This window comes from Streptomyces sp. NPDC050504 (genome assembly GCF_044458065.1).
Classification (GTDB): Bacteria; Actinomycetota; Actinomycetes; order Streptomycetales; family Streptomycetaceae; genus Streptomyces.
Map to the genome: position 1 here is coordinate 283,002 of NZ_JBITHO010000002.1, position 22,289 is coordinate 305,290.

Below are 22,289 nucleotides of genomic sequence, written 5' to 3' on the forward strand. Positions count from 1 at the left end.
CGCGCGGCCTAGCCGAACTGCACCGACCTCTTCGCGAGACCCATCCAGAACCCGTCGATGACCGACTTCGCCGTCCCCAGCTCCCCCGCCGCGTCCGCCGCGCCCAGCGTCACGAACAACGGCGCGAAGTGTTCGGTGCGGGGGTGGGCGAGACGGCCCGCGGGGGCGCGGTGCTCGAAGTCCAGGAGCGCGTCCACGTCGACGCGCTCCAGCGCCTCGCGCCCCCACGCGTCGAACTCCGTCGACCAGCCGGGCACCCCGGCCGACCGCAGCGCCGCCAGGTTGTGGGTGAAGAAGCCGCTGCCGACGATCAGCACGCCCTCGTCGCGCAGCGGCGCCAGCCTCCGGCCGATCTCCATCAGCTCCTGCGGGTCGAGCGTGGGCAGCGACACCTGGAGGACGGGGACGTCGGCGCCGGGGAACATCTCCACCAGCGGTACGTACGCGCCGTGGTCCAGGCCCCGGTCGGGCACGTCCTGGACCGGGCGCCCGGCGGCGCGCAGCAGCTTGCGGACGGATTCGGCGAGGCCGGGAGCCGCCGGGGCGTCGTACCTGACCTGGTAGTAGTGCTCGGGGAAGCCCCAGAAGTCGTAGACGAGCGGCACTCCGTCCTCGGTCGCGGAGAGCGCGAGCGGGGCCTCCTCCCAGTGCGCCGAGACCATCAGGATCGCGGTGGGGCGGGGCAGCTCGGCGGACCACGCGGCGAGCTGGCCGGGCCAGAGGGCGTCGTCGGCCAGGGGCGGAGCACCGTGGGAGAGGTAGAGCGCGGGCATGCGGGCCATGGCGACCACGACCTTCCTGAAGGCCGTCCGGCCTTCTTGAAACTTCAAGCTTTACTTCAACAGATCGTAGCTAGTTCAACTTTCAAGAACAACCCGTAGAGTGGGTTACATGAATACGGCACCTACCGAGGGCGGCGGCAGGGCGCACGAAGGACCCGGGACGGATCCGGACACGGATCCGGGCGCCGGGCCGCGCTGGCTGACCGACGAAGAACAGTGCGTCTGGCGCGCCTACCGCCATGCCACCACACTCGTCGAGGACCACCTCGACCGCCAGCTCCAGCGCGACGCGCGCATGCCGCACATCTACTACGGACTGCTCGTCCAGCTCTCCCAGTCCCCGCGCCGCCGCAGACGGATGACGGAGCTGGCCAAGGACGCCAAGATCACCCGGTCCCGGCTCTCGCACGCCATCGCGCGGCTGGAGAAGAACGGCTGGGTGCGCCGCGAGGACTGCCCGTCCGACAAGCGCGGGCAGAACGCGGTGCTCACGGACGCGGGCTTCGAGATGCTCAGCCGCTCGGCGCCCGGCCACGTCTCCGCCGTGCGCCAGGCGATCTTCGACCGGCTCACCCCCGAGCAGACCCGGCAGCTCGGCGAGATCATGCACATCGTCGCCGAGGCCCTCCAGCCGGAGAAGAGCCACCCGGACGCGGACCTGCCCTGGCTCCGCTGAGCGGAACCAGGGCAGGAACGGCCTCGTACGGGTACGGGGCTCAGTGCGCGATCACCGGGACCTTCAGCTCGTCCTCGGCGCCGTCGCCGCCCTTCTCGTGGAGGTCGGGCTTGCCCGCGTTGATGAACGTCGCCGCGATCGCGGCGGCGGCCACCAGGATGCCGACGGCCCACCAGATGGCCGCGGAGTAGCCGCTCACCATCGACTCGAACGTGAGCGTCTTCGGGTCGGTGGCGGTCGCCTTGTGCGACTCGATGTACGCCGTGGTGGCGGACGCCGCGATCGTGTTCAGCAGGGCGGTGCCGATCGCGCCGCCCACCTGCTGCGAGGTGTTCACCATCGCGGAGGCCACGCCCGCGTCCCTGGGCTCGACGCCGTGCGTCGACAGGGACATGGCCGGCATGAACGACGTGCCCATGCCGAGGCCGAGCAGCAGCTGGGCCGGGAGGATCAGACCGGCGTACGAGGAGCCGACCTCCAGCTGGGTCAGCAGCAGCATGCCGACGGCGGCCGTCAGGAAGCCGGGGCCCATCAGCATCCGCGCCGGGACGCGGGTCATCAGCCGGGTGCCGATCTGCGTCGAGCCGATGATCATGCCGACGACCATCGGCAGGAACGCGAAGCCCGTCTTGACCGGCGAGTAGCCCTTCACGACCTGGAGGTAGTAGGTCAGGAAGAGGAACAGGCCGAACATCGCGATGATCGCGAGGCCCAGCGAGAGGTAGACGCCCGCGCGGTTGCGCTCGGTCAGCACGCGCAGCGGCAGCAGCGGGTGCTTGACCTTCGCCTCGACCAGCACGAACGCGCCGAGCAGGACGACGGTCGCGGCGAACAGGCCGAGCGTGGAGCCGTCGGTCCAGCCGTGGGACTCGGCGCGGGTGAAGCCGTACACCAGGGCGGCGAGGCCCAGGGTGGAGAGCAGGACGCCGGGGATGTCGAGCGGCGAGCGGTTGCGGCCGCCCTCGGGCTCGCGGATCACGAAGTACGCGCCCGCGGCGGCGATCACGGCGAACGGGATGTTGACGAAGAACGTCCAGCGCCAGTTCAGGTACTCGGTGAGGAAGCCGCCGAGGATCAGGCCGACGGCCGCGCCGCCGCCCGCGATGGCGCCGTAGATGCCGAACGCCTTGGCGCGCTCCTTGGCGTCGGTGAACATCACGGCGAGCAGCGAGAGCGCGGCGGGCGCGAGCAGCGCGCCGAACGCGCCCTGGAGCGCGCGGGCGCCGAGCATGGCCGCCTCGCCGGTCGCCGCGCCGCCGAGCGCGGAGGCCGCGGCGAAGCCGACCAGGCCGACCACGAAGGCGCGCTTGCGGCCCCACAGGTCGGCGATGCGGCCGCCGAAGAGCAGCAGGCCGCCGAAGGCCAGGGCGTAGGCCGTGATGACCCACTGGCGGTTGCCGTCCGAGATGCCCAGGTCCTGCTGGGCGGAGGGCAGCGCGATGTTCACGATGGTCGAGTCGAGGACGACCATCAGCTGGGCGAGCGCGATGAATATCAGCGCTTTCCAGCGCCTGGGATCTGTTTCAGACATGCGTGGAGCCACCTTGTGGTGCGAAGGATCGCGAAGGATGTGGAAGAGCGGGAAGTGAAGTGGGGGCGGGCGTCGCTCAGGGGTCGCTGCGCAGGTCCTCCAAGGTGGCCGCCTTGCCGGGCAGCGCGGAGCGTGCGGGCGCTTGGAGCCCGTCCAGGAAGATCGCCAGGTGGCGGTGGACGAACTGGTCGATGTCCAGGCAGCCGACGCCGGGCAGCGGGCGGGTGAGCTGGGAGAGCGCGACCATCAGGTCGCCGACGGCGACGTCGGTGCGCAGCCGTCCCGCCTCCTGGGCCCGGGTCACCAGCCCCTGGACCGACACCTCAAGGCGGGCGCGCTCGGCGACCAGCTCGGGGTGGTGGCCGTCGAAGCCGCTGCTGAGCATCGGGCACAGGGCGCCGATGCGTTCGCCGGCCGCCGCGTGGGCGAAGCGGACGAGCGCGTCGAAGGTGTCGGCCTCCTCGGCCGCGGCGCGCTCCGCCTGGTCGTTGACGCTGGACATCACGGCGAGCACGACGCCGTGGACGAGGGCGTCGCGGTCGGGGAAGTGCCGGTAGAGCGTGGCGTTGCCGACGCCCGCCCGGCGCGCGACGTCGTCGAGCGGGGCGAAGGGCCCGAACTCCACGAACATCTCGCGCGCGGCCGTGACGATCCGCTCCCGGTTGCGCAGGGCGTCGGCCCGGGGTCGCGGTACGCGACGCGGGCCCGCGTCCTGCGCGGCCGGGGTCCCCACGGGGCTCTTCGCCCCGGTGGAGGCGGTCGGTACGGCCTTCACTGCGGCACTCCTCGTACGTGTGCGGGAACTCCCGGTAAGCGGGGAGTCCGTCCCCGTTTCGCGGAGACACAGGTCCAAACGGGGAACGGCTCCCCGGTTATTTCCGCCGTTCGACGTGACCTGAGTCACACGCCTGCGCGGCGCCACGATCGGGCCACCCAGCGCGCGCCCCCGCCGCACCCGACACAGGCTGAGAGCCCGTACGCGAACACCGCTGACCTGCGGTGGCACTTCGACCGGAAGGCGCGCGACATGCGGCAGCGGCCCCGCCACCACCGGATACGCAGCGGTCTCGTCGCGGGCTGCGCCCTCGCCGTCGCCCTGACCGCGAGCTCGGCCGTCCCGCTCCCCCCGCAGCCGACGGCCGGCCCCGCCCAGGCCGCCCCCGAGGGCGAGCGGGCCCTCGCGCCCTGCCGGATCGCGGCCACCACGGGCATCCAGATGTCGGAGGGCCTGCCGACCCCGCCCGGCTACGCCCCCTCCACGGGCCGGGTCCGCGCGCTCAACCTGATGGTCGACTTCCCCGACGCGCCGGGCGAGGGCACGGCGATGGAACGGTTCGGCGAGTTCTTCCCGCAGACCTCGCAGTGGTTCAGGACCAGCTCGTACGGGCGCATGGACTACCGCCCCTACGCCCCGCTGCGGAAGTGGCTGCGGATGCCGAAGGCCTTCACGGAGTACGGACTCGACCGCGGCGCGCCCTACGAGCCCGGCTACCGCGGCCTCGTCGAGGACATCGTGGCCGCCGCCGACCGGCGGGTGGACTTCTCCGCGTACGACCTGCTCAACGTGCTGATCACGCCGAACGCCGGGCCCTCGGCGCTGGACACCGTGCTGTCCGTGACCTTCTCGGGGAACACCGACGCCCCGCACGCCGACGGCGTGCCGCTCACCAACACCTCGTTCGTCTACAGCCGCCAGGACGACGGCTCGGGGACGTACCGCGAGACCGGCTACCGCGTCCTGCCGCACGAGAACGGCCACGTCTTCGGGCTGCCCGACCTCTACACGATGGAGGGCGGCGGCTCCGTCGGGCACTGGGACATCATGTCCGAGGACTGGGGGGCCAACAACGACCTGCTCGGCTGGCACAAGTGGAAGCTGGGCTGGCTCGACTCGGACCAGATCAGCTGCGCGTCCGCGCCCGGCACCAGCGAGCACCGGCTGACCCCGCTGGCCGGGCGCGGCGGCGCCAAGCTGGCGTTCGTCCCGCTGGACGGCGAGTCCGGGTACGCGGTCGAGGTGCGCACCAGGGGCGGCAACGACGAGGCGGTCTGCCGCCCCGGCGTGCTGATCTACCGCGTCGAGTCGGACGTCGACACGGGCCAGGGCCCGGTGACCGTCTCCGACAGCGAGCGCGAGAGCGGCGGGTGCACCAGGCGGCCCAACGTGAACGCCGAACTGTCGGACGCGCCCTACCAGCCGGGCGACACCTTCGTGGACCGGGCGAACGGGGTGCGGATCGCGGTGCTGGCCGACGCGCCGGACGGGACGCACCGGGTGCGGGTGACGCGGTCGTGAAACCCCGCGGCCGGCCCCGCGACCGGCCCTGCGGCTAGCCCGCCAGCTCGTCCCTGAGCGTCCGCTTGAGGAGTTTCCCGGTCGGATTCCTGGGAAGCTCCGCGTCCCGTACGTGGATCCGCGCCGGCACCTTGAAGGCCGCGAGCCGCTCCGCGACGTGCGCCCGCAGCTCCGGGTCCCCGGTCCGCGCGCCGGGCCGCAGCCGCACCACCGCCGCGACCTCCTCGCCCAGCTCCGGGTGCGGCACGCCCAGCACCGCCGCGTCGAGCACGTCCGGATGGGCGTGCAGGACCGCCTCCACCTCGACGCAGTACACGTTCTCGCCGCCCCTGACGACCATGTCCTTGATCCGGTCGACCACCGAGACCCGGCCTTCGTCGAGCACCGCGAGGTCCCCGGTCCTGAACCACCCGTCGGCCGTGAACGCCTCGGCCGTGGCCGCCCCGTCGCGCCAGTAGCCGCGCACCAGCGACTGCCCGCGCAGCCACAGCTCCCCCACCTCGCCGTCCGGCACCGCCCGCCCGTCCGCCCCGGCGATCCGCACCTCCGTGGCGGGCGAGGGGCGACCCACGCTGCCCGGGTGCGCGCGGTACTCGGCGCCGAAGTTGGCGGTCACCCCGCCCAGGGTCTCGGTCAGTCCGTAGCCGTTGCGCGGCTCGATGCGCTCGCCGTGCCGCGCGGTGAGCCTGCCGACCAGATCGGGCGGGGCCGCCGCGCCCCCGGTGTTGAACAGGGCGAGCGTCTCCAGTGGGTCGCCAGAGCGCTCGGCCGCGTCGAGGAGCTGGAGCGCGGTGGTGGGCACGCCCGCGTAGTGGGTGACCGCGTGCGCCCGCATCGCGCGCAGCGCCTCGTCCGGGTCCCACTTGCGCAGCAGGACGAGCGTTCCGCCCACCGCCATCGTCGCGTAGAAGCCGGTGAAGGCGGCGACGTGGAAGAAGGGGAAGGTGAGCAGCGAGACGGGCGCGGGCCCCTGGCCGGGGATCCGGCCGCGCCCGAGCGCCGAAAGGGCCGCGAAGTAGCGGGGGTTGGCGAGGGCGGCGGCGTGCGCGTGGTGGGTGGCGACGGCGCCCTTGGGGCGTCCCGTGGTGCCCGAGGTGTAGAGGATGGTGGCGTCGTGGGACGGCAGGACGTCCACGTCGGGCGGGCCCGCGGCGGGGTCGGGGGCGGGCAGGTCCTCGTACCGCTCGGTGCGCGCGGGCACCGCGTCCCCGTCGTGACGGGCGACGAGCACGTGCGCGCCCGCCCGCGCGGCCCACGCCGCGACGCGCGGCAGCCGCTCCCCGTCGACGAACAGGACGCGCGGCGCGCAGTCGTCGAGCGCGTGCGCGAACTCGGCCTCGGTCCACCAGGCGTTGAGCGGCACGGCGACGAGCCCGGCCAACTGCGCGGCCCAGAAGCCGATCTGCCACTCGGGGTGGTTGCGCATCGCGACGACGACCCGGTCCCCGGGGCGCAGCCCGTACACCTCGGTGAAACGCCGGGCGAGCGCGCAGGCGGCGGCGAAGAACTCCCCGTACGACAGGGTGCGGCCCGCCGCGATCAGGAACGGCCGCTCGCCGTACGCCCAGGTGGTCTCGGCGAACTCCCGCAGGGTGCGCGGCCCGTCGGCGTACTCCAGCCGCCCGTCGTCGCCCCGCCGCACGGCGAAGGGGGCACCGGGCGAGGTCAGCAGTCTGCTCAGCGCTTCGAGATCGGCCACCGCCCGAAGCTAGGACCGCCCGGAGACTCCGGTCAAGCGCCCCTCGGGTCCGGCGCTGCGGGCCGGGGGCCCCGCACGGCGTGCGTGCGGGACCCCCGGCCCGTACTCCAGGCGCGGTCGGCGCCTCAGGCGCGGCCCGTACCCCAGGCGCGGTCCGTGCCTCAGGCGCGGTCGGTGGCGACCTGCGGGACGGGGGCCCAGTAGTCGGTCAGGCTGCCCGCGGAGATGCGGATCATGGTGCGGCCGTTCACGACCGACCTGCGGTCGAAGGACGCGACCGACGGCTTGGCGAACCTGACGGTCTTGCTCGCGGTGACCTTGCCGGTGTCCTTGATCTTGTGGAGGGTGATCGAGACCCCGGCCGGGAAGGTGGCCTTGCGCTGGGGGAGGTACTCGGCGCGGAACCACTCGCCCGCCAGGTAGCACCTGGGGTAGGACTCGGCGACGTACAGGCCCTTGAGGCGGCCGGCCGAGACCAGGTAGTGGATGCCCCGCCCCTTGATCCGCACGCGCCTCGCGGTGGGGGCGGTGGACGGGCTGTTGAGCTGGACGGTCTTGGAGGACCTCACCGCCCCGTTGTCGTCGAAGTCGTAGAAGACGTGGCGCCCGGCGGCCAGCTGGACGGTGCCGACCTTCCCGAGACCCGGGTAGGGGTAGTCGTCCATCAGCACTTCGGACAGGTAGGCGAACCGTATGTTCCCCGACAGCCAGTGCAGCTGACGCAGCAGGTCGATGTGGATCACGTGGTAGTGGTCCGTCGGGGCCCGGTGCACCTGGCAGTAGAAGGAGTACCAGTTCTTGTTGCGCAGCCCGCTGAAGTACTGGTTCAGGGTGGTCAGCGCACCGTCGAAGAGCTGCTCGGCGAGCTTGTTCGCGGTGAGGCGGTGGTAGTCCCACAGGCCCAGCGCGGCGAACATGTAGCCGTTGAAGGTGTAGTCCGACTTGGGCACCGGCTCCTGCGGGTACTCCTGTATCCACAGGAAGCCCGCGGCGTCCTTGTTGATGACCCACGGCTTGACCGTCGCCACGCGCAGCAGCGAGGCGAACGTGCCGTCGGCGGCCAGCTTCCACGCCGCGCGCTCGGCCTCGGGCAGCACGTCGAGCAGGGCCAGCTGGGAGAAGAGGCTCAGGGCCTCGCCCTGCGCCATGCCCGAGTACCAGGGGGCCTTGTAGTTCAGGCCGTGCGAGGGGCTCTTCCAGTTGAAGGGGTAGGGGAAGTACCAGGCCCCGTCCTTCTCGATGCGCTTGGCCACCAGCCGGTCGGCCTGCGCCTTCGCCCGCTGCAAGTAGAACGCGTCACCGCCCACGCGGTACGTGGCGAGGTTCTCCAGGCCGAACTGCGCCTGGCCCACGGGGTGTTCGTACAGCTTGCCGTCGAGCTTGTACATGCGCACGCCCTGCGCGTCGTGCGCCGCCTTGTCGACGTAGGGCGCCAGCCGGTCGCGCCAGGGCCGCATGGCGTCGGGGACGTCCTTGCAGGTGTAGCCGTTGCGCTTGAACGCGAACGGCAGCTTCTCGGGCACCCGGGGCGCCTTCGCCGCGGCGGCGCTCGGCGCGGCCGGGCTCGCGTACGGGATGTGCGGGGCGGCCGCCGGTGCGGAGGCCGTGCCCTCCAGCAGCGGGTCGGGGAGCGGGGTGACGGGGATCGTGGGCAGGGACGGTCCCGTAGCGCCGACGAACACCTCGTTCGCCGGCGAGGTACGAGCGGCGGCGGAAGCGGCCCCGTGACCGGCCACGGCGAGACCGGCCGCCATGGCCCCGGTCAGTTTGAACAGCCTGCGACGGTCGACGGGGGTGGCACCGGGGCCGGATATGCGCATGGAAGGAACTTCTCCTGTGGGATGACTTGCGGTGGTGTGGAGACCGGCCGCGAGGGGCGTCGGGTGCGCGGTTCGCGCGGATGGCACCTGACGCCCCTCGGGGCACGACGGGACGAACGACTACCGGAGAGGCGTTCGAGACTCACGGAGCTCATTGAGGACTGTACGTTCTCCGGGAACGCGTGGAACCACCGGGAACGCATCGGCCGGAATCCGCCTGCCCCGACACCTCACGAGGCCGGACGGTGACCGCGCGCCGAACCCGGCCCGACGGCCAAGGGCCCCTGGTTCAGCCCGCGTCGGTGAACTCGCTCGTGTCGAGGACGTTGTCGGCGGGCGGATCGGGAACGACGACCGGCCGATCGAACTCACCGAACACGAAGTGGTCGGGGCCTTCGCTGCTCGCCTTCTTGGTGACTTGCAGGAAGTACGGCTTGCCTTCGGCAGCGACGTAGTAGGTGATGCTCTTCGCACCGCTCTTGCGAACGAGCGTGACGGCCCGCTTCCCACCGACCTGCGCGGGCGCACCCTTGACCAGCCCCTTGGTCCTGTCGACATCCATCTCGTCGAACAGGTCCTCCATGTCGCAGAGGGAACCCAGCTCCTGGGCGTCCTTCTTCTCGACCTTCATCCAACGCCCCTTGAACATCGTCAGGAGGAGATCGAGTTCCTCGGGATTCGCTTCCTTGCCCATAGTGCTGCGGTAGAACTGCTCGTCGCCCTTTATGTAGGTCCGCTTGGTGGAGCTGATCCGGACCTCCGCCTGGCCCATGCCGGCCTGGGTGAGTTTGCCGGTGCACGCGCCCTTGTTGTTGAACGCGAAGTCGAACGTCATCTTCTTGCCCTCCATCAGACCCGAGCCCGAGGCTCTGAGCGAGGAGAGGTTCTTGGTGGCCTGAAAGGCGCGCTCGGCGATCTGTTCTGCACTCAGCCCGGCGAACGGCTCGGCGGGCGGGGAGGGCTTCTCCGGCCTTTCAGTGGGGGCGGCGCTCTCAGCCGCCTTGCCGGAGGCGCTCTTTCCTTCGCCTTCCGGTCCGCAGCCGCTGATTCCGGCGACTGCCAGTACCGACGCCGCCGCGATCAGCCTCATCTTCCGGTTGGCGATCATGCGCCTCTCCCGTTCTCATCGAGTTTCATTACCGAGCCCGTACAGGGCAATGGGGGTCTCCAGCGTGCTGCACGCAAACTGCCGAGACGGGCCGCGCGTTCGGTCGCAGCCGGTATCTCCGGAGAGGGGGCGGGGTGGGCGCCCGCCCCCCCTGCCCGGAGGGCTACGGCGCCTCGGGGGCGGCGGTCAGCTTCTGGTGGGCGAACTCCGGGGTCTCGGCCAGTGCGCCGCGCTGAGCACTGAAGGTGCCGTACTCCGCCCTGAGCAGGATGTTCCGGTTGTCAGCGGTGCGGAATACGGCTCCCCACGTCATTCCGTCCGCGTTGGAGTAGGAGAGCACCGTGGGATCCGTGGCGGAGACTTCCTCCGAGCGGCTGCGCCAGGTGCGCCACGTGCCGCTGCCCTGGAGGGTTTCGCCGGTGTTGTAGATGAATCCGTCGGTGCCGCGCACCATGATTTCGGTGAGGCCGGACTGCGGGGCGATCAGCGCGGCGGGCGCACCCTGCGCGGTCACCCCGGGGACGGTGCTCCACGCTCCGTACGCCATCCCCTCGACGCTCTGCGCGGTGGTGACGACGTTGCCCGCGGAGTCGGTGGCGACGACGCGGAGGACGAAGCCGGGGTAGGTGACGACGGCGGGGGTGCCCTTGATCGCCGGGCCGCCCAGGCCGGACCAGCGGGTGAGGGTGCCGTCCTGCTTGAACAGGGCGGTGAACAGCTTCCCGGTGGCGTCCTTGGCGAAGAGCTGGATGCCGTCGCGGACGGTCGCGGTGGTCACCGGGCCGTCGAAGCCCGAACCCGCCAGCTGTATCCAGCCCTTGTAGGGACCGTTCGCGGTTGCCTGGGCCCGGTACCAGGGCTTGCCCTCACCGTCCAGGGCGAACTGCACGAGCAGCTTGGACGGGGTGGTGCCGAGAGTGGCGCGGTGCGGCATGTAGCCACCCAGTTCACGCCAGGTTTCCCAGTCCGCGGGGGCGTCCTTCTTGCGGTTCCCCTCAAGGACGTTGCCCGCGATGGTGTGCCCGGTGAGGGTGACTCGGCCGTTCTCCTGGGAGCCCAGTTGGGGCTGCCCGGTGAAGGCCTCGTTCACCTGCATGTCCTGCCACTGGACGAGGGAAGGGTCGGAGGGGTCGGAGCGTCCGTGCCTCAGGCGCCCGATGTTGTCCGCGTACGCGAACTCCAGGTGGCCGCTCGCGGACTGCATGGCCGCCGTACGGCTGTACTGCTCCTTCGCGAGGGCGGGCTTGGCGGGCGTGACGTTGGAGAGCAGTCGGCAGGTGTCGGGCGCGGACATGACGTTGGTGTAGGCGTCCCAGCCCGCGGCCACCACCTGCTTGGCCAGCACGACCCACTTCTCGGTGTTCTCGTCGTAGCGGTAGTAGAAGGCGTCGCCCTTGTCGGCCTTCACCCCGAGCAGGGTGTCGCCGCCGCCCCCGCTGATCGACTTGAAGCCCTCCCAGCCCGCGCCCACCAGCTTGTGCCGCTCGATCCACCGCTGGCTCGTCACGTCGAAGCGGGAACGGTAGAGCCGACCGTCCGCGGCGCGCGCGTACAGGACTCCCCCGTCGCCCGCGGTGATCAGGTTGTAGCGGTCCCAGTCCGCGTCGAGGACGCGCAGCGAGAGCAGGCCCTGGGTCTCGTCGTACTTGTAGGCGTAGAGCTGACCCAGCTTGTCGACGATCCAGAGCCAGCCGTTGCGGTCCACGGTGGCCAGGTTCTTGTTGCCCAAATTCGCCAGGGTGAGCGGCGTGTTGATGCGCGTGGGCTTCACGTCCCAAACACCGCCGGACGTGCGGTGGGCGTAGTAAGTGCCGTCGCTCTTGAAGCCGTAGAACTGACCGCCGGGGCCCGCTATGACCTTTCCGTAGCCGCCCCAACCGCTGTCGATCTTGGTGGCCGAGATCAATGTGGCACCGGTCAGCGGCGTCGGCATCGTGTACTGATACAGATCTCCGGCCGAATTCGTGATGTAGGTACGGCCGTTGGTCGCGCACTGCGCGGAATCAGCGGCCTGCGCGGTGCCGTGGGTGACCGCGAGAAGCGGCAGCGCGGCAGCCACTGCGGTCATCAGCGCCGTGGCGCGGCGGCGCGAACGGGAAACGGATTTGGACAAGACGAGCCCCCAGGGAATGGAAATGCAAGCACAGGATCGACTGGCGACGCTGACGCCAATCCCCATCGATGTATCACACAACAGGCCGACTTCTCCAAAAGGTGCAGCGCACCAGTCGGCGGCAGACACGAGGTGGAAACCCGCCGACAGCCACTTATTGAAGGAGGGTTGAAAAATGAACTCCGCAACGCAACCCGCCAGGCACGTCCACCAAAGATAACGTTTTGACATTGCGGGCGACTTTCCCTAGGGGAAGCGAGGTGCGATAACGAGGGCATAACAGTCCCCTGGGTGGCCTGTACAAGCGTCGAGCAGTGGGTTCCCATACGGAAGCTTGGAATTTTCTGTTCTTGTCCTGTGGGGGGACTGTGCCTTCGTATCGGCGGCTCGCGCGCAATTTCCTGATGACCAGGTTGCGCCGCAGTAAGTGGGGCCGCGCGATCGGCCTCGTTCTCGCGATGCTGATGGCGACGGTCTCGCTCGCCGTGGCCGACGTGGGATTCCCGCTGTACCCGGACCCGCTGCCCGGGGCGAAGGGCCCCGGGCAGCGGTGGGGCAGCGCCGAGGGACGCGACCACCTGGTCGACGGGCCGCGCAACACCGAGCTGCCCGAATCCCTGCGGTCCAAGTACCCCCTGACCACGCCCGCAGCGGCCCGGCCGACACCGCGCGTCAACACCGTCGCCGTGGCCGCCGCGCCCGCGCCGGAGACGACCGGGTTCGACCGGAGGACCAGCCGCGAGCTGACCGCCGAGCGGGACGAGCGCAGCCGCACGTACGCCAACGAGGACGGCACGCGCACGACCGAGCTGGCCACCACCTCCATCAACTACCGGGACCGCAAGGGCGACTGGCAGCCCATCGACACCAGCCTCGTCGAGCGGGACGGGAGCTGGACGAACGCGGCCGACGCGGTCGGCGTGCGCATCGCCCGACGCGCCGACAGCGCGGAGCTGGCCGCGCTCGCCTTCCCCACGGGCGAGACCTTCGGGTACGCGCTGGACGGCGCCGCCCCCAGCGCGGGCACCGCCGACGGCAGCCGGGTCAGCTACCCGGACGTGCTGCCGGAGACCGACCTGTGGCTGGACTCCCAGGCCGGGGGCGTCAAGGAGACCCTGGTCCTGCGCTCGGCCGCGGCGCCCACCGACTTCCTGTTCCCGCTGAGGCTGTCGGGCCTGACGGCCCGTCAGGAGAACGGCGCGATCCTGCTCCTCGACGCCGGGGGCCGCACGAAGGCGGTCGTCCCGGCCGGGTACATGGAGGACGCGAACAAGACGGTCTCGCAGGCCGTGCGCTACGAGCTGGTCGGGGCCGACGGCGGACAGGCGCTGCGCGTCTCCGTCGACGCCGCGTGGCTGCGCGACCCCGCCCGCGCCTTCCCCGTCCGGGTCGACCCCTCCGTCGACGCCACCAACGCCTCCACTTCGATGAGCGTCCGCGGCGGCGGCTCGGTCGTCGGCTCCAGCGAGCTGGAGATCGGCAAGGGGCCGAACGGCGCCAGCGCCGCCTACCTCGGCTTCCCCGGTCTCGACGAGGAGCTGAAGCACCACAAGGTCTTCGGTGCGCAGTTGCAGCTGGTCAACTACGACTCCGGCACCTGCAAGCCGCGTTCCGTCTCGGTGCACCCCGTGACCGAGGCGTGGACGGCGGGGACGGGCACGTCCTACCCGGGGCCTTCGGTGGGCCCGGCCATGGTGTCCAAGTCCTTCTCCTACGGATACGTCGGACTGGGCCAGACGCAGTCCGGGTGCCCTCCCGCGGCCGAACTGCTCGACCTCGGCAAGGCCGGCCGCGACCTCGTGCAGGGCTGGGTGAGCGGCACCAGGGCCAACCACGGCCTGTCCGTGCGCGCCTCGGCCACCGACCCCCTCGCGTACAAGAAGTTCACCGGCCACTCGACGGCCAACCCGCCGAAGCTGTACGTCACGCACTCCCCGTACGACGCGGCCTACGCCTTCCCCAAGCCCGTGCCGGATCCGCCCGTTCTGCAGAACCAGAACGGCAGGGTCAAGGTCGTCGTCACCAACCGGGGCGCCGAAACCTGGACCCCGGCCACCTACTACCTGGCGTACCGGCTCTACAACTCCAAGGGCAAGCTCGTCTCCCAGCAGCGCGCCGGCGCCCTGCCCGGCAGCGTCGCGCACGGCGCGAAGGCGACCGTGGACGCGACGATCAAGGCGCTGCCGCCGGGCGGCTACCTGCTCGACTTCACCATGGTCCGCACCGGCGGCAAGGTCTTCACCGACGAGCAGGTGCCGCCGGGCCGGCTGACCATCCAGGTGTACGACATCGCGCCGGTGGTCAAGGAGCAGTTCCCGCCCAACGGCTACCAGGCGCAGACCCTCACTCCGCAGCTGTGGGCCGCCGGCGTCGACATCGACGCCCCCGCCGGGTCGAAGCTCCAGTACAAGTTCGAGATCTGCGAGGCGGACGAGGCGGACAAGCCGACGGCCTGCACCACCTCCGCCTACCAGACGACTTCGGCCCACCCCGTTCCCGCCGGGCGGCTGAAGTGGGGCAAGACGTATCTGTGGCGCGGGTTCGTCAAGGACGCGTCCACCGAGGTGCCGACCGCGCGGGTCGCCCTGCTCACCTCGGTGCCGCAGCCCGAGATCACCTCCCGTCTCGCGCAGTCCGGCGGGCAGGAGTTCGACCCGAACATCGGCAACTTCACCACGTCGGCGATCGACTCGTCCGTGACCGGCGTCGGGCCCGACATGACGCTGGTGCGCACCTACAACAGCCTGGATCCGCGCCGTGACCTGGCGTTCGGCGCGGGCTGGTCGACGCGGTACGACATGCGGTTGACCCCGGACGACGACGGGACGGGCAACGTCGTCATCCGCTACCCGGACGGGCAGGACGTGCGGTTCGGCAAGAACGCCGACGGCACCTTCGCGCCCCCGTCCGGCCGTTTCGCCAAGCTGACCCTGGCCACGCCGAGCGGCACGTACAAGCTCCAGGACAAGGCCGGGACGACGTACGACTTCAGCAACACCGGCCTGCTGGTGAAGGTCACCGATCCCTTCAACGGGTCGGTCAACCACACCTACACGGGCGGCAGGCTCTCCACCGCGGTGAACTCCCGCACCGGCCGCTCGCTGACGTTCACCTGGACCGGTGCCCACGTCACGAAGGTGTCGACGAACCCGGTGGACGGGGCACCGCTGAGCTGGACGTACGGCTACACCGGCGACCTGCTGGACAAGGTCTGCGATCCGACCGGCGGTTGCACCCTGTACACCTACGAGCAGGGCAGCCACTACCGCACCACCGTCCTGGACGCCCGCCCCGAGTCGTACTGGCGCCTGGGCGAGGACGAGGGCACCGCGGCCGCCAGTGCCAACGAGAGCAACCTCGGCAAGGACCGCGGCACGTACGTCGACGTGAAGCTGGGAGCGGCGGGCGCGATCACGGGCGACCCGGGCACCGCGGCCGTCTTCAACGGGTCCACGTCCCGGGTCGGCCTGCCGTCGGGCACCGTGAAGAAGAGCCGCGACCAGGCCGTCGAGGTGTGGTTCAAGACCATCGCCACCGGAGTCGGCGGACCGCTGATCGGCTACCAGAACAAGGCGTGGGGCACCGCTCCCGGAGTCGGCGTCCCGCTGCTCTACGTGGGTACGGACGGCAAGCTGCGCGGCCAGTTCGCCACGGGCACCGTCGCCCCGATCACCGACGGCACCAAGAACGTCAACGACGGCAGGTGGCACCACGCCGTGCTCTCCGTCTCCGGCTCGACCCAGAGCCTCTACCTGGACGGGAAGCTGTCGGGGACGATCACCGGCAAGCAGGTGGTGCAGGGCGACCTCACCTTCAACCAGATCGGTGCCGCCCACGCCACCACCCCCGCGTCCTGGCCCGGCTGGGGGTCCACCGGCGCCCGTTCCTTCGCGGGCACCATCGACGACGTCGCCGTCTACCACCACCCGCTGGGCACGGCGGCCGTCGCCGGCCACTACCGCGAGGCGCTGCGTGCCTCGGACGTCCTGACGAAGACCACGCTGCCTTCGGGCAACGTCGCGTCCGAGGTGCGGTACGACGTCTCCCGCGACCGGGTCGAGGAGTACACCGACCGCAACGGCGGCGCCTGGAAGGTCGGCGCCCCGGCCGTCTTCGGCGACGACAAGGACCTGCGCCGCACGGTTCAGGTCCAGGACCCGCTCGGCTCGCCGTACTTCTACGAGTACGACGGACTGACCTCGCGCATGCTCCGCTACGGAGCCCCCCTGGGCATCGGCCCGCGCGCGTCCAGGCCGTCCCCGTCCCCCTCCCCCTCGCCGACCCCGTCTCCGACGTGCAGCAAGCCCGACCCGCAGGACCCGACGTTCTGCACCACCCCGATCGGCGGGGGAGGCGGTGAACCCGAGTTCATCGAGTTCCCGCTCGACGGCGTGGCCATCCGGACCTTCAAGTACGACAACCAGGGCTTCCAGACCGAGGTGCACAGCGAGAACGGCGACACGGTCACCCTGGGCCACGACGACCGGGGCAACATCACCAGCCGCACGACGTGCCGTGCCCCGGGCGACTGCCAGACGGCGTACACCACCTACCCGGTCGGCGCCGACGACTTCGACCTGCGTGCCGACCAGCCCTCCGAATCGCGTGACGGCCGCTCGACGAGCGCGACCGACAACCGCTACCGCACCCGCTACACCTACACGCCGTCCGGCGCGCTCGCCACGCAGACCGCGCCCGACGGCGGCAGCGTCCGCCACAGCTACACCGACGGCACCCAGGCGGCGGTGGGCGGCGGCAACGTGCCCGCGGGCCTTCCGCTGACGACCACCGACCCGCGCGGCGCGGTCACCCGCTACCAGTACGTCAAGAACGGCGACCTGGCGGCCGTGACCGACCCCTCGGGCGCGGTCACCAGGTTCACGTACGACGAACTGGGCCGCAAGCTCACCCAGACCCTGGTCACGGACGCCCAGCCCGCGGGCCTCACGACCACCTACACCTACGACAAGCTCTCGCGGCTCACCTCCACCACGGATCCCGCGGCGACCAACGTCATCACCCTCGGCAAGCACCAGCAGAAGGCCGCCTCCGCCTACGACGCGGACGGCAACGTGGTGCGCACCGAGGTCAGCGACCTGCTCGGCGGCGACGAGCCGCGGGTGATGACCTTCGAGTTCGACGACCACGGCCGCCCGGAGAAGGTCAGGGACGCCGAGGACAACGAGACGACGTACGCCTACGACGCCGCGGGCAACAAGACGTCGATGGTGGACGGCAACGGCAACCGCTTCAGCTACCTCTACACCGCGCGCAACATGCTCGCCGAGAGCCGTCTGCACGACTGGGACGACGACGGCGGGGACGACGACCACACCGTCCTCCAGTCGGTCGCCTACGACGCGGGCGGCCGGGTCGCGCGCCAGACCGACTCGATGGGCCGCTCCGTGGTCTACAAGTACTTCGGCGACGACCTCGTCAAGTCGACGACGCTGACGGACTTCCACGACCCCGACGGCACCAAGCGCGACATCGTCCTGGAGTCCAACGAGTACGACGGCGCGGGCAACGTCCTGACGGAGACGGCGGCCAACGGCAAGGCCGTCACGAAGTACACCTACGACGCGGTGGGCCGCGTGGCGTCGACGGTCGCGGACCCGGGCGGAACGCACCGCGGCACCTCGTACACCTACGACCTCGCGGGCAACGTGCTGACCTCCAGGGAGACGGGCAACCCGTCCAACGTCCCCTGGCCGGTCACCGTGGCGTCCAAGAACACCAGCTACGTCTACGACGCCGTCGGCAACCTCAAGTCCCAGACCGTCGAGAACGGCACGGCCCCGCAGACCACCGAGTACGGCTACGACCAGCGCGGCCTGACCACGTGGGCCAAGGACCCCGAGGGCAACGTCACCGACTACGCCTACGACGAGCTGGGGCGCTCCCTGTCCGCCACCGCGCCCTCCGTGCAGACGGAGACCAGCGGTTCCGCCCCGGTCGCCGCGCGTCCTTCGAGCTACACCGGCTACGACACCTTCGGCGCCGTCACCCAGACCCAGGACGCGCTGGGCAACGTCAGCCGCACCGCCTACGACCAGCTCGGCCGGGCCGTGTCCGCGTCCTCCCCCGCCTACAAGGCACCGGGGACGGACACGTCGGTCACCCCGAGCATCGCCAACCGCTACGACGCGCTCGGCAACGTCCTGGAGACGACCGACCCGCTGGGCCGCGTCACCACGTTCGCCTACGACCGCCAGAACCGCATGACGGCCAAGGACGTGCCCGTCGGCAGCGGGGACGAGCGGGCCCGGTGGAAGTACTCCTACACGCGCACCGGCCAGCTCCTGTCGGTCGTCAGCCCCACGGGCAGCCGTTCCGAGGCGACGTACGACGACCTGGACCGCATGGTCACCAGCACCCAGATCGAACGCAAGCCCGTCCCCGCGGCCTTCACCAGCCGCAGCGAGTACGACGACCTGGGCAACGTCCTCAAGCAGACCGCGCCCGGCGGGGCCTACTCCCAGGTCAGGTACAACGCGCTGGGCCAGCCGACGCGGCTGGTGGACCCGGCGGGCGTCGTCACGGAGCTGGGGTACGACTCCCTGGGCCGCCAGGTGCGGCAGACCGACGGCATGCGGCGGACGGCCGCCAAGACCTACGACGTGCTGGGACGGCTCGTCCGGGACGAGAGCCTCGACAGCACCAACAACCTGCTCCGCGAGGTCCGCTACGGCTACGACAAGGTCGGCAACCTCACCTCGTCCACCGACGCGCTCAAGCGCACCACGACCTACTCCTACGACGCGCTGGGCCGGCTCACCACCCAGACCGAGCCGGTCTCCGACACCAAGTCGATCACCACGTCCTTCGGTTACGACGCGGCGGGCAACCGCACCCGTTACACCGACGGGCGCGGCAACTCCACCTACTACACCGTCAACACCCTGGGCCTGCCCGAGTCGGTGATCGAGCCTGCCACCGAGCGCGACCCCGCGCCGCAGGCCCGCACCTGGACCGTCGCGTACGACCAGGCGGGCCGGAAGGTGAAGGCGACCGCACCCGGCGGCGTGGTCACCGAGCAGGAGTACGACAAGGCCGGTCTCGTCACCCGGGCGACGGGCTCCGGCGCCGAAACCGCCACGCCCGAGAAGAAGTTCGCGTACGACGTCCTGGGCCGGGTGACCAAGGCGTCCACGCCCAAGGGCGACAACTCCTACGAGTACGACGACCGCGGGCTGCTCCTGAAGGCGACGGGCCCTTCGGGCGACGCGACCTACGAGTACAACAGCGACGGCCAGCTCACCTCCCGCACCGACGCGGCCGGGACGGCCTCCTTCGGCTACGTCAGCGGACGTCTGTCGTCCAGCACCGACCCGCTCACCCGGACGCGGCAGAGCTTCGGCTACGACGCGGCCGGCCTCATCAAGCAGATCGGCTACGGGGCGGGACAGAACCGGGAGCTGACCTACGACGAACTGGGCCGCGTCGACACCGACACGCTCAAGAGCGGCACCGGAGCCGCGGTCATGTCGACCGACTACGACTACAGCATCGACAACCACCTGACGGCCAAGACCTCGGCCGGAACCGCCAAGCCGGGCAAGGAGACGTACGACTACGACCAGGCGGGCCGCCTCACGGGGTGGGAGGCCGAGGGCGAGAGGACCGAGTACGCCTGGGACGACAGCGGCAACCGCGTCAAGAACGGCGCCAAGACCGCGACCTTCGACGAGCGCAACCGCGTCCTGTCGGACGGCGACTACACCTACGACCACACCGAGCGCGGCACCCTCGCCTCGCGCACCAGCTCCGGCCTGAAGGAAGAGTTCACCTTCGACGCGTTCGACCGCATGACCAAGGCGGGCGAGAGCGGGACGGAGTACACCTACGACGCGCTGGACCGGGTGTTCTCCCGCAACGGCACGGACTTCACGTACGCGGGCGCCTCGCCCGACCCGGTGAAGGACAACTCCGCGACCTACGGCAGGGGTCCGGGCGACGAACTCCTGGCCGTGGCCGAGGGATCGGGGCCCGCCCGGCTCACCATCGCCGACCAGCACGGCGACGTCGTCGGCAGCATGTCGGCGACGGACGGCGCGGCGTCCTCCCTGGAGGAGAAGGCGGCGTTCGCCCCCTTCGGCGAGAAGCGCGGCACGACCGGCGTCTCGGGCAACGTGGGCTACCAGGGCGACTACACCGACCCGGACACCGACCAGGTGAACATGGGCGCCCGCTGGTACGACCCCGGCACCGGAGCCTTCGACTCCCGCGACACCTACCAGTACTCGTCCGGCGCCTCCATCCTCGCCAACCGCTACACCTACGGGAACGGAGCACCGCTCGACTTCACCGACCCCGACGGGAACTGGGGCTGCGGCTGGTGCACGAGCGCCCTCGGCTGGGGGGCGAAGAAGGCGCGTCAGGGCGCCGGCTACGTGAAGGACGGCGCCGTCTGGGTCGGGAACAAGGTCGCGGGCGGAGCCAAGGCGACCTGGGGCTACATCACCAAGGGCGCCAAGTACGTGTGGGGCGGGATCCAGACGGGCCTTCGTTATGCCTCGTCCGGCATCTCCTGGGCGCTCAAGACAAGCTGGGGAGGCCTCAAATCCCTCTACAGGAACACCCCCGGGGCCAAGCAGCTGGTCGACTTCGGCAGGGACACCGCACGCTTCTTCACGTCGGGGGAAGCGAAACGGTGGGCCAAGCAGCAGGCCGAGCAGGCCATGCGGGAGGCCGTCGAGATCAAGAAGACGATCACCCGGAACACCAAGGCGGTGCTCGCCAAGGCGGCCAAGCTGAACCCGATGCCGCACATCGCCGCCGCGACGAAGCCCCTGATGGCGATCGGTACGGCCATCGTGAGCGCCACGGTCAACGCGCCCGCGGCGCTGGTCAGTGCCACCCGTGACGTCGTCAAGGACCTGGGAGCCGCCGCGGACCGGCTCCGCGACGCGGCGGTCCAGCAGATCGGCAGTGTCGTTGAGGACGTCAAGGACATCGTCGACGCGGCGGTGGACCTGGCCCCGGCCGCCTGGGAGGGCGTCAAGACCATCGGCAACGCCATCGGCGAGGCCACCGGCTTCAACGACATGAAGCGGTGCGTCACGCAGGGCGACATGGAGTCCTGCGCGTGGGCGCTCGCAACCGTGGCGGGCGCCGCCACGGGCGGCGCGGGCGCCCTGCTGGTCCGCTCCGCCAAGGCGGGCCGGATGGGCATGAAGGCCGCCAAGCACGCGGACGACATCGCGAACGTCGCCACGAAGGTCGGCAACGCGGTCGAGAAGGTCGACACGGCGATCAGCAGGGTCGAGACCGCGGTCTCCTGCTCAGTGGCGGCGAGCGCGGCCGTCGGCAACAGCTTCGTCGCGGGCACCGAAGTGGTCATGGCCGACGGCAGCCGCAAACCGATCGAGCAGGTCGAGGAGGGCGACGTCGTCCTGGCGACGGACCCCACGACCGGGAAGACCTCCCCCCAGGAGGTCACGGACACGATCGTCGGCAAGGGCGAGAAGCACCTGGTCGAGCTCACCGTCGACACCGACGGCGAGAAGGGCGACGCCACCGAGAAGATCACCGCGACGACCGGGCACCCCTTCTGGGTCCCCAGCCTGAAGAAGTGGCTGACCGCAGGCGAACTCCGGCCCGGCCAGTGGCTCCAGACCGGCACCGGCACCTGGGTCCAGCTCGACGCGGCCCGCGCCTGGACCCAACAGGCCGCGGTCTACAACCTGAGCGTCGACACGGCCCATACGTACTATGTGCTGGCGGGCACCACGCCGGTCCTCGTTCATAACGTCGACCTCGATGCTCTTAACGCCTGCCCCGCCACCAAAAAAACACACTTTGCGAGCGTGACGGTGCATGATTCGCGCGGCAAGGTCTTGCACGAATACGACATTCGCAGTGGCGCGCAGAGGCCTTCGGAGAAGGCAATGGGACTTCGGGGAGGCGAGGCCCTTAGCCACACCGAAAACCGGGCCGCCCGCATGGCCGGCGGAGTTCCGAGCTATGGCAAGAAGATCTCCAAGGACGACGAGTTCTTCATGGACACACCAGTCCCGTTGAATGGCTACGTAGTCATCGACGGAACCGCGCCGCCTTGCCCGAGCTGCATGGGCGCCATGAGACGTGCGGCCGAAGACACGGGATCAACATTTACTTATATATGGGATAATTCAGGCAAGGCGGCTTGGTGGAGCGCGTCCGGATAGGCCGAATTAGTCCGATCTCAACCTTTCACCTCGGAACTACATAGGGAAGAGAATGCTGGAAGATCGCATGGACCCTGTACAGATCCTTGCACGCG

General features: G+C 70.5%; 10 protein-coding genes. 3 read left to right on the forward strand and 7 right to left on the reverse strand.

The window, feature by feature from the left end; all coding sequences use genetic code 11:
- Positions 1-8: 8 nt before the first annotated feature.
- Positions 9-782, reverse strand: coding sequence for a dioxygenase (locus ACIBNE_RS07145; protein WP_399271255.1), 774 nt, complete (start codon positions 780-782; stop codon positions 9-11).
- Between the two features lie 109 nt (positions 783-891).
- Between ACIBNE_RS07145 and ACIBNE_RS07150 the strand changes: the two genes are divergently transcribed.
- Positions 892-1,458 carry a MarR family winged helix-turn-helix transcriptional regulator gene (locus ACIBNE_RS07150; RefSeq protein ID WP_399270442.1) on the forward strand — a complete coding sequence of 189 codons (567 nt, stop codon included), beginning with the start codon at positions 892-894 and terminating at the stop codon, positions 1,456-1,458.
- 40 nt (positions 1,459-1,498) lie between these two features.
- Here the strand turns inward: ACIBNE_RS07150 and ACIBNE_RS07155 are convergent, their stop codons facing one another.
- A complete protein-coding gene (locus tag ACIBNE_RS07155) occupies positions 1,499-2,989 on the reverse strand; it encodes an MFS transporter (protein WP_399270443.1) in 1,491 nt (496 codons plus the stop codon).
- Positions 2,990-3,065: 76 nt separating this feature from the next.
- Positions 3,066-3,722, reverse strand: a complete 657-nt coding sequence (locus tag ACIBNE_RS07160; RefSeq protein WP_399271256.1) for a TetR/AcrR family transcriptional regulator — start codon at positions 3,720-3,722, stop codon at positions 3,066-3,068.
- 294 nt (positions 3,723-4,016) lie between these two features.
- On the opposite strand from ACIBNE_RS07160, the gene ACIBNE_RS07165 reads away from it, so the two are divergent.
- Entirely contained in the window at positions 4,017-5,285 is a 1,269-nt protein-coding gene (locus ACIBNE_RS07165; RefSeq protein ID WP_399270444.1) for a M6 family metalloprotease domain-containing protein, read from the forward strand.
- 34 nt (positions 5,286-5,319) lie between these two features.
- Here the strand turns inward: ACIBNE_RS07165 and ACIBNE_RS07170 are convergent, their stop codons facing one another.
- The 4 genes from ACIBNE_RS07170 to ACIBNE_RS07185 all read right to left on the reverse strand — a co-directional run bounded on the left by ACIBNE_RS07170 (position 5,320) and on the right by ACIBNE_RS07185 (position 11,980).
- Complete coding sequence (locus ACIBNE_RS07170) at positions 5,320-6,984, reverse strand: class I adenylate-forming enzyme family protein (RefSeq protein WP_399270445.1); 1,665 nt, start codon at positions 6,982-6,984, stop codon at positions 5,320-5,322.
- A gap of 161 nt (positions 6,985-7,145) precedes the next feature.
- Positions 7,146-8,804, reverse strand: a complete 1,659-nt coding sequence (locus ACIBNE_RS07175) for a D-glucuronyl C5-epimerase family protein (RefSeq protein WP_399270446.1) — start codon at positions 8,802-8,804, stop codon at positions 7,146-7,148.
- Between the two features lie 289 nt (positions 8,805-9,093).
- Positions 9,094-9,912 carry a hypothetical protein gene (locus ACIBNE_RS07180; protein WP_399270447.1) on the reverse strand — a complete coding sequence of 273 codons (819 nt, stop codon included), beginning with the start codon at positions 9,910-9,912 and terminating at the stop codon, positions 9,094-9,096.
- A 163-nt stretch (positions 9,913-10,075) separates the two neighbouring features.
- Positions 10,076-11,980, reverse strand: a complete 1,905-nt coding sequence (locus ACIBNE_RS07185) for a tachylectin-related carbohydrate-binding protein (RefSeq protein ID WP_399270448.1) — start codon at positions 11,978-11,980, stop codon at positions 10,076-10,078.
- 449 nt (positions 11,981-12,429) lie between these two features.
- Between ACIBNE_RS07185 and ACIBNE_RS07190 the strand changes: the two genes are divergently transcribed.
- The gene (locus ACIBNE_RS07190) at positions 12,430-22,194 is read left to right on the forward strand and encodes a polymorphic toxin-type HINT domain-containing protein (RefSeq protein WP_399270449.1); all 9,765 of its coding nucleotides are present in this window, start codon (positions 12,430-12,432) and stop codon (positions 22,192-22,194) included.
- The last annotated feature ends 95 nt before the right edge of the window (positions 22,195-22,289 follow it).

Coding starts and splice junctions, on each gene's coding strand:
- ACIBNE_RS07145 (WP_399271255.1), bottom strand. CDS start 782: ATGGCCCGCATGCCCGCGCTCTACCTCTCCCACGGTGCTCCGCCCCTG.
- ACIBNE_RS07150 (WP_399270442.1), top strand. CDS start 892: ATGAATACGGCACCTACCGAGGGCGGCGGCAGGGCGCACGAAGGACCC.
- ACIBNE_RS07155 (WP_399270443.1), bottom strand. CDS start 2,989: ATGTCTGAAACAGATCCCAGGCGCTGGAAAGCGCTGATATTCATCGCG.
- ACIBNE_RS07165 (WP_399270444.1), top strand. CDS start 4,017: ATGCGGCAGCGGCCCCGCCACCACCGGATACGCAGCGGTCTCGTCGCG.
- ACIBNE_RS07175 (WP_399270446.1), bottom strand. CDS start 8,804: ATGCGCATATCCGGCCCCGGTGCCACCCCCGTCGACCGTCGCAGGCTG.
- ACIBNE_RS07180 (WP_399270447.1), bottom strand. CDS start 9,912: ATGATCGCCAACCGGAAGATGAGGCTGATCGCGGCGGCGTCGGTACTG.
- ACIBNE_RS07185 (WP_399270448.1), bottom strand. CDS start 11,980: ATGACCGCAGTGGCTGCCGCGCTGCCGCTTCTCGCGGTCACCCACGGC.
- ACIBNE_RS07190 (WP_399270449.1), top strand. CDS start 12,430: ATGACCAGGTTGCGCCGCAGTAAGTGGGGCCGCGCGATCGGCCTCGTT.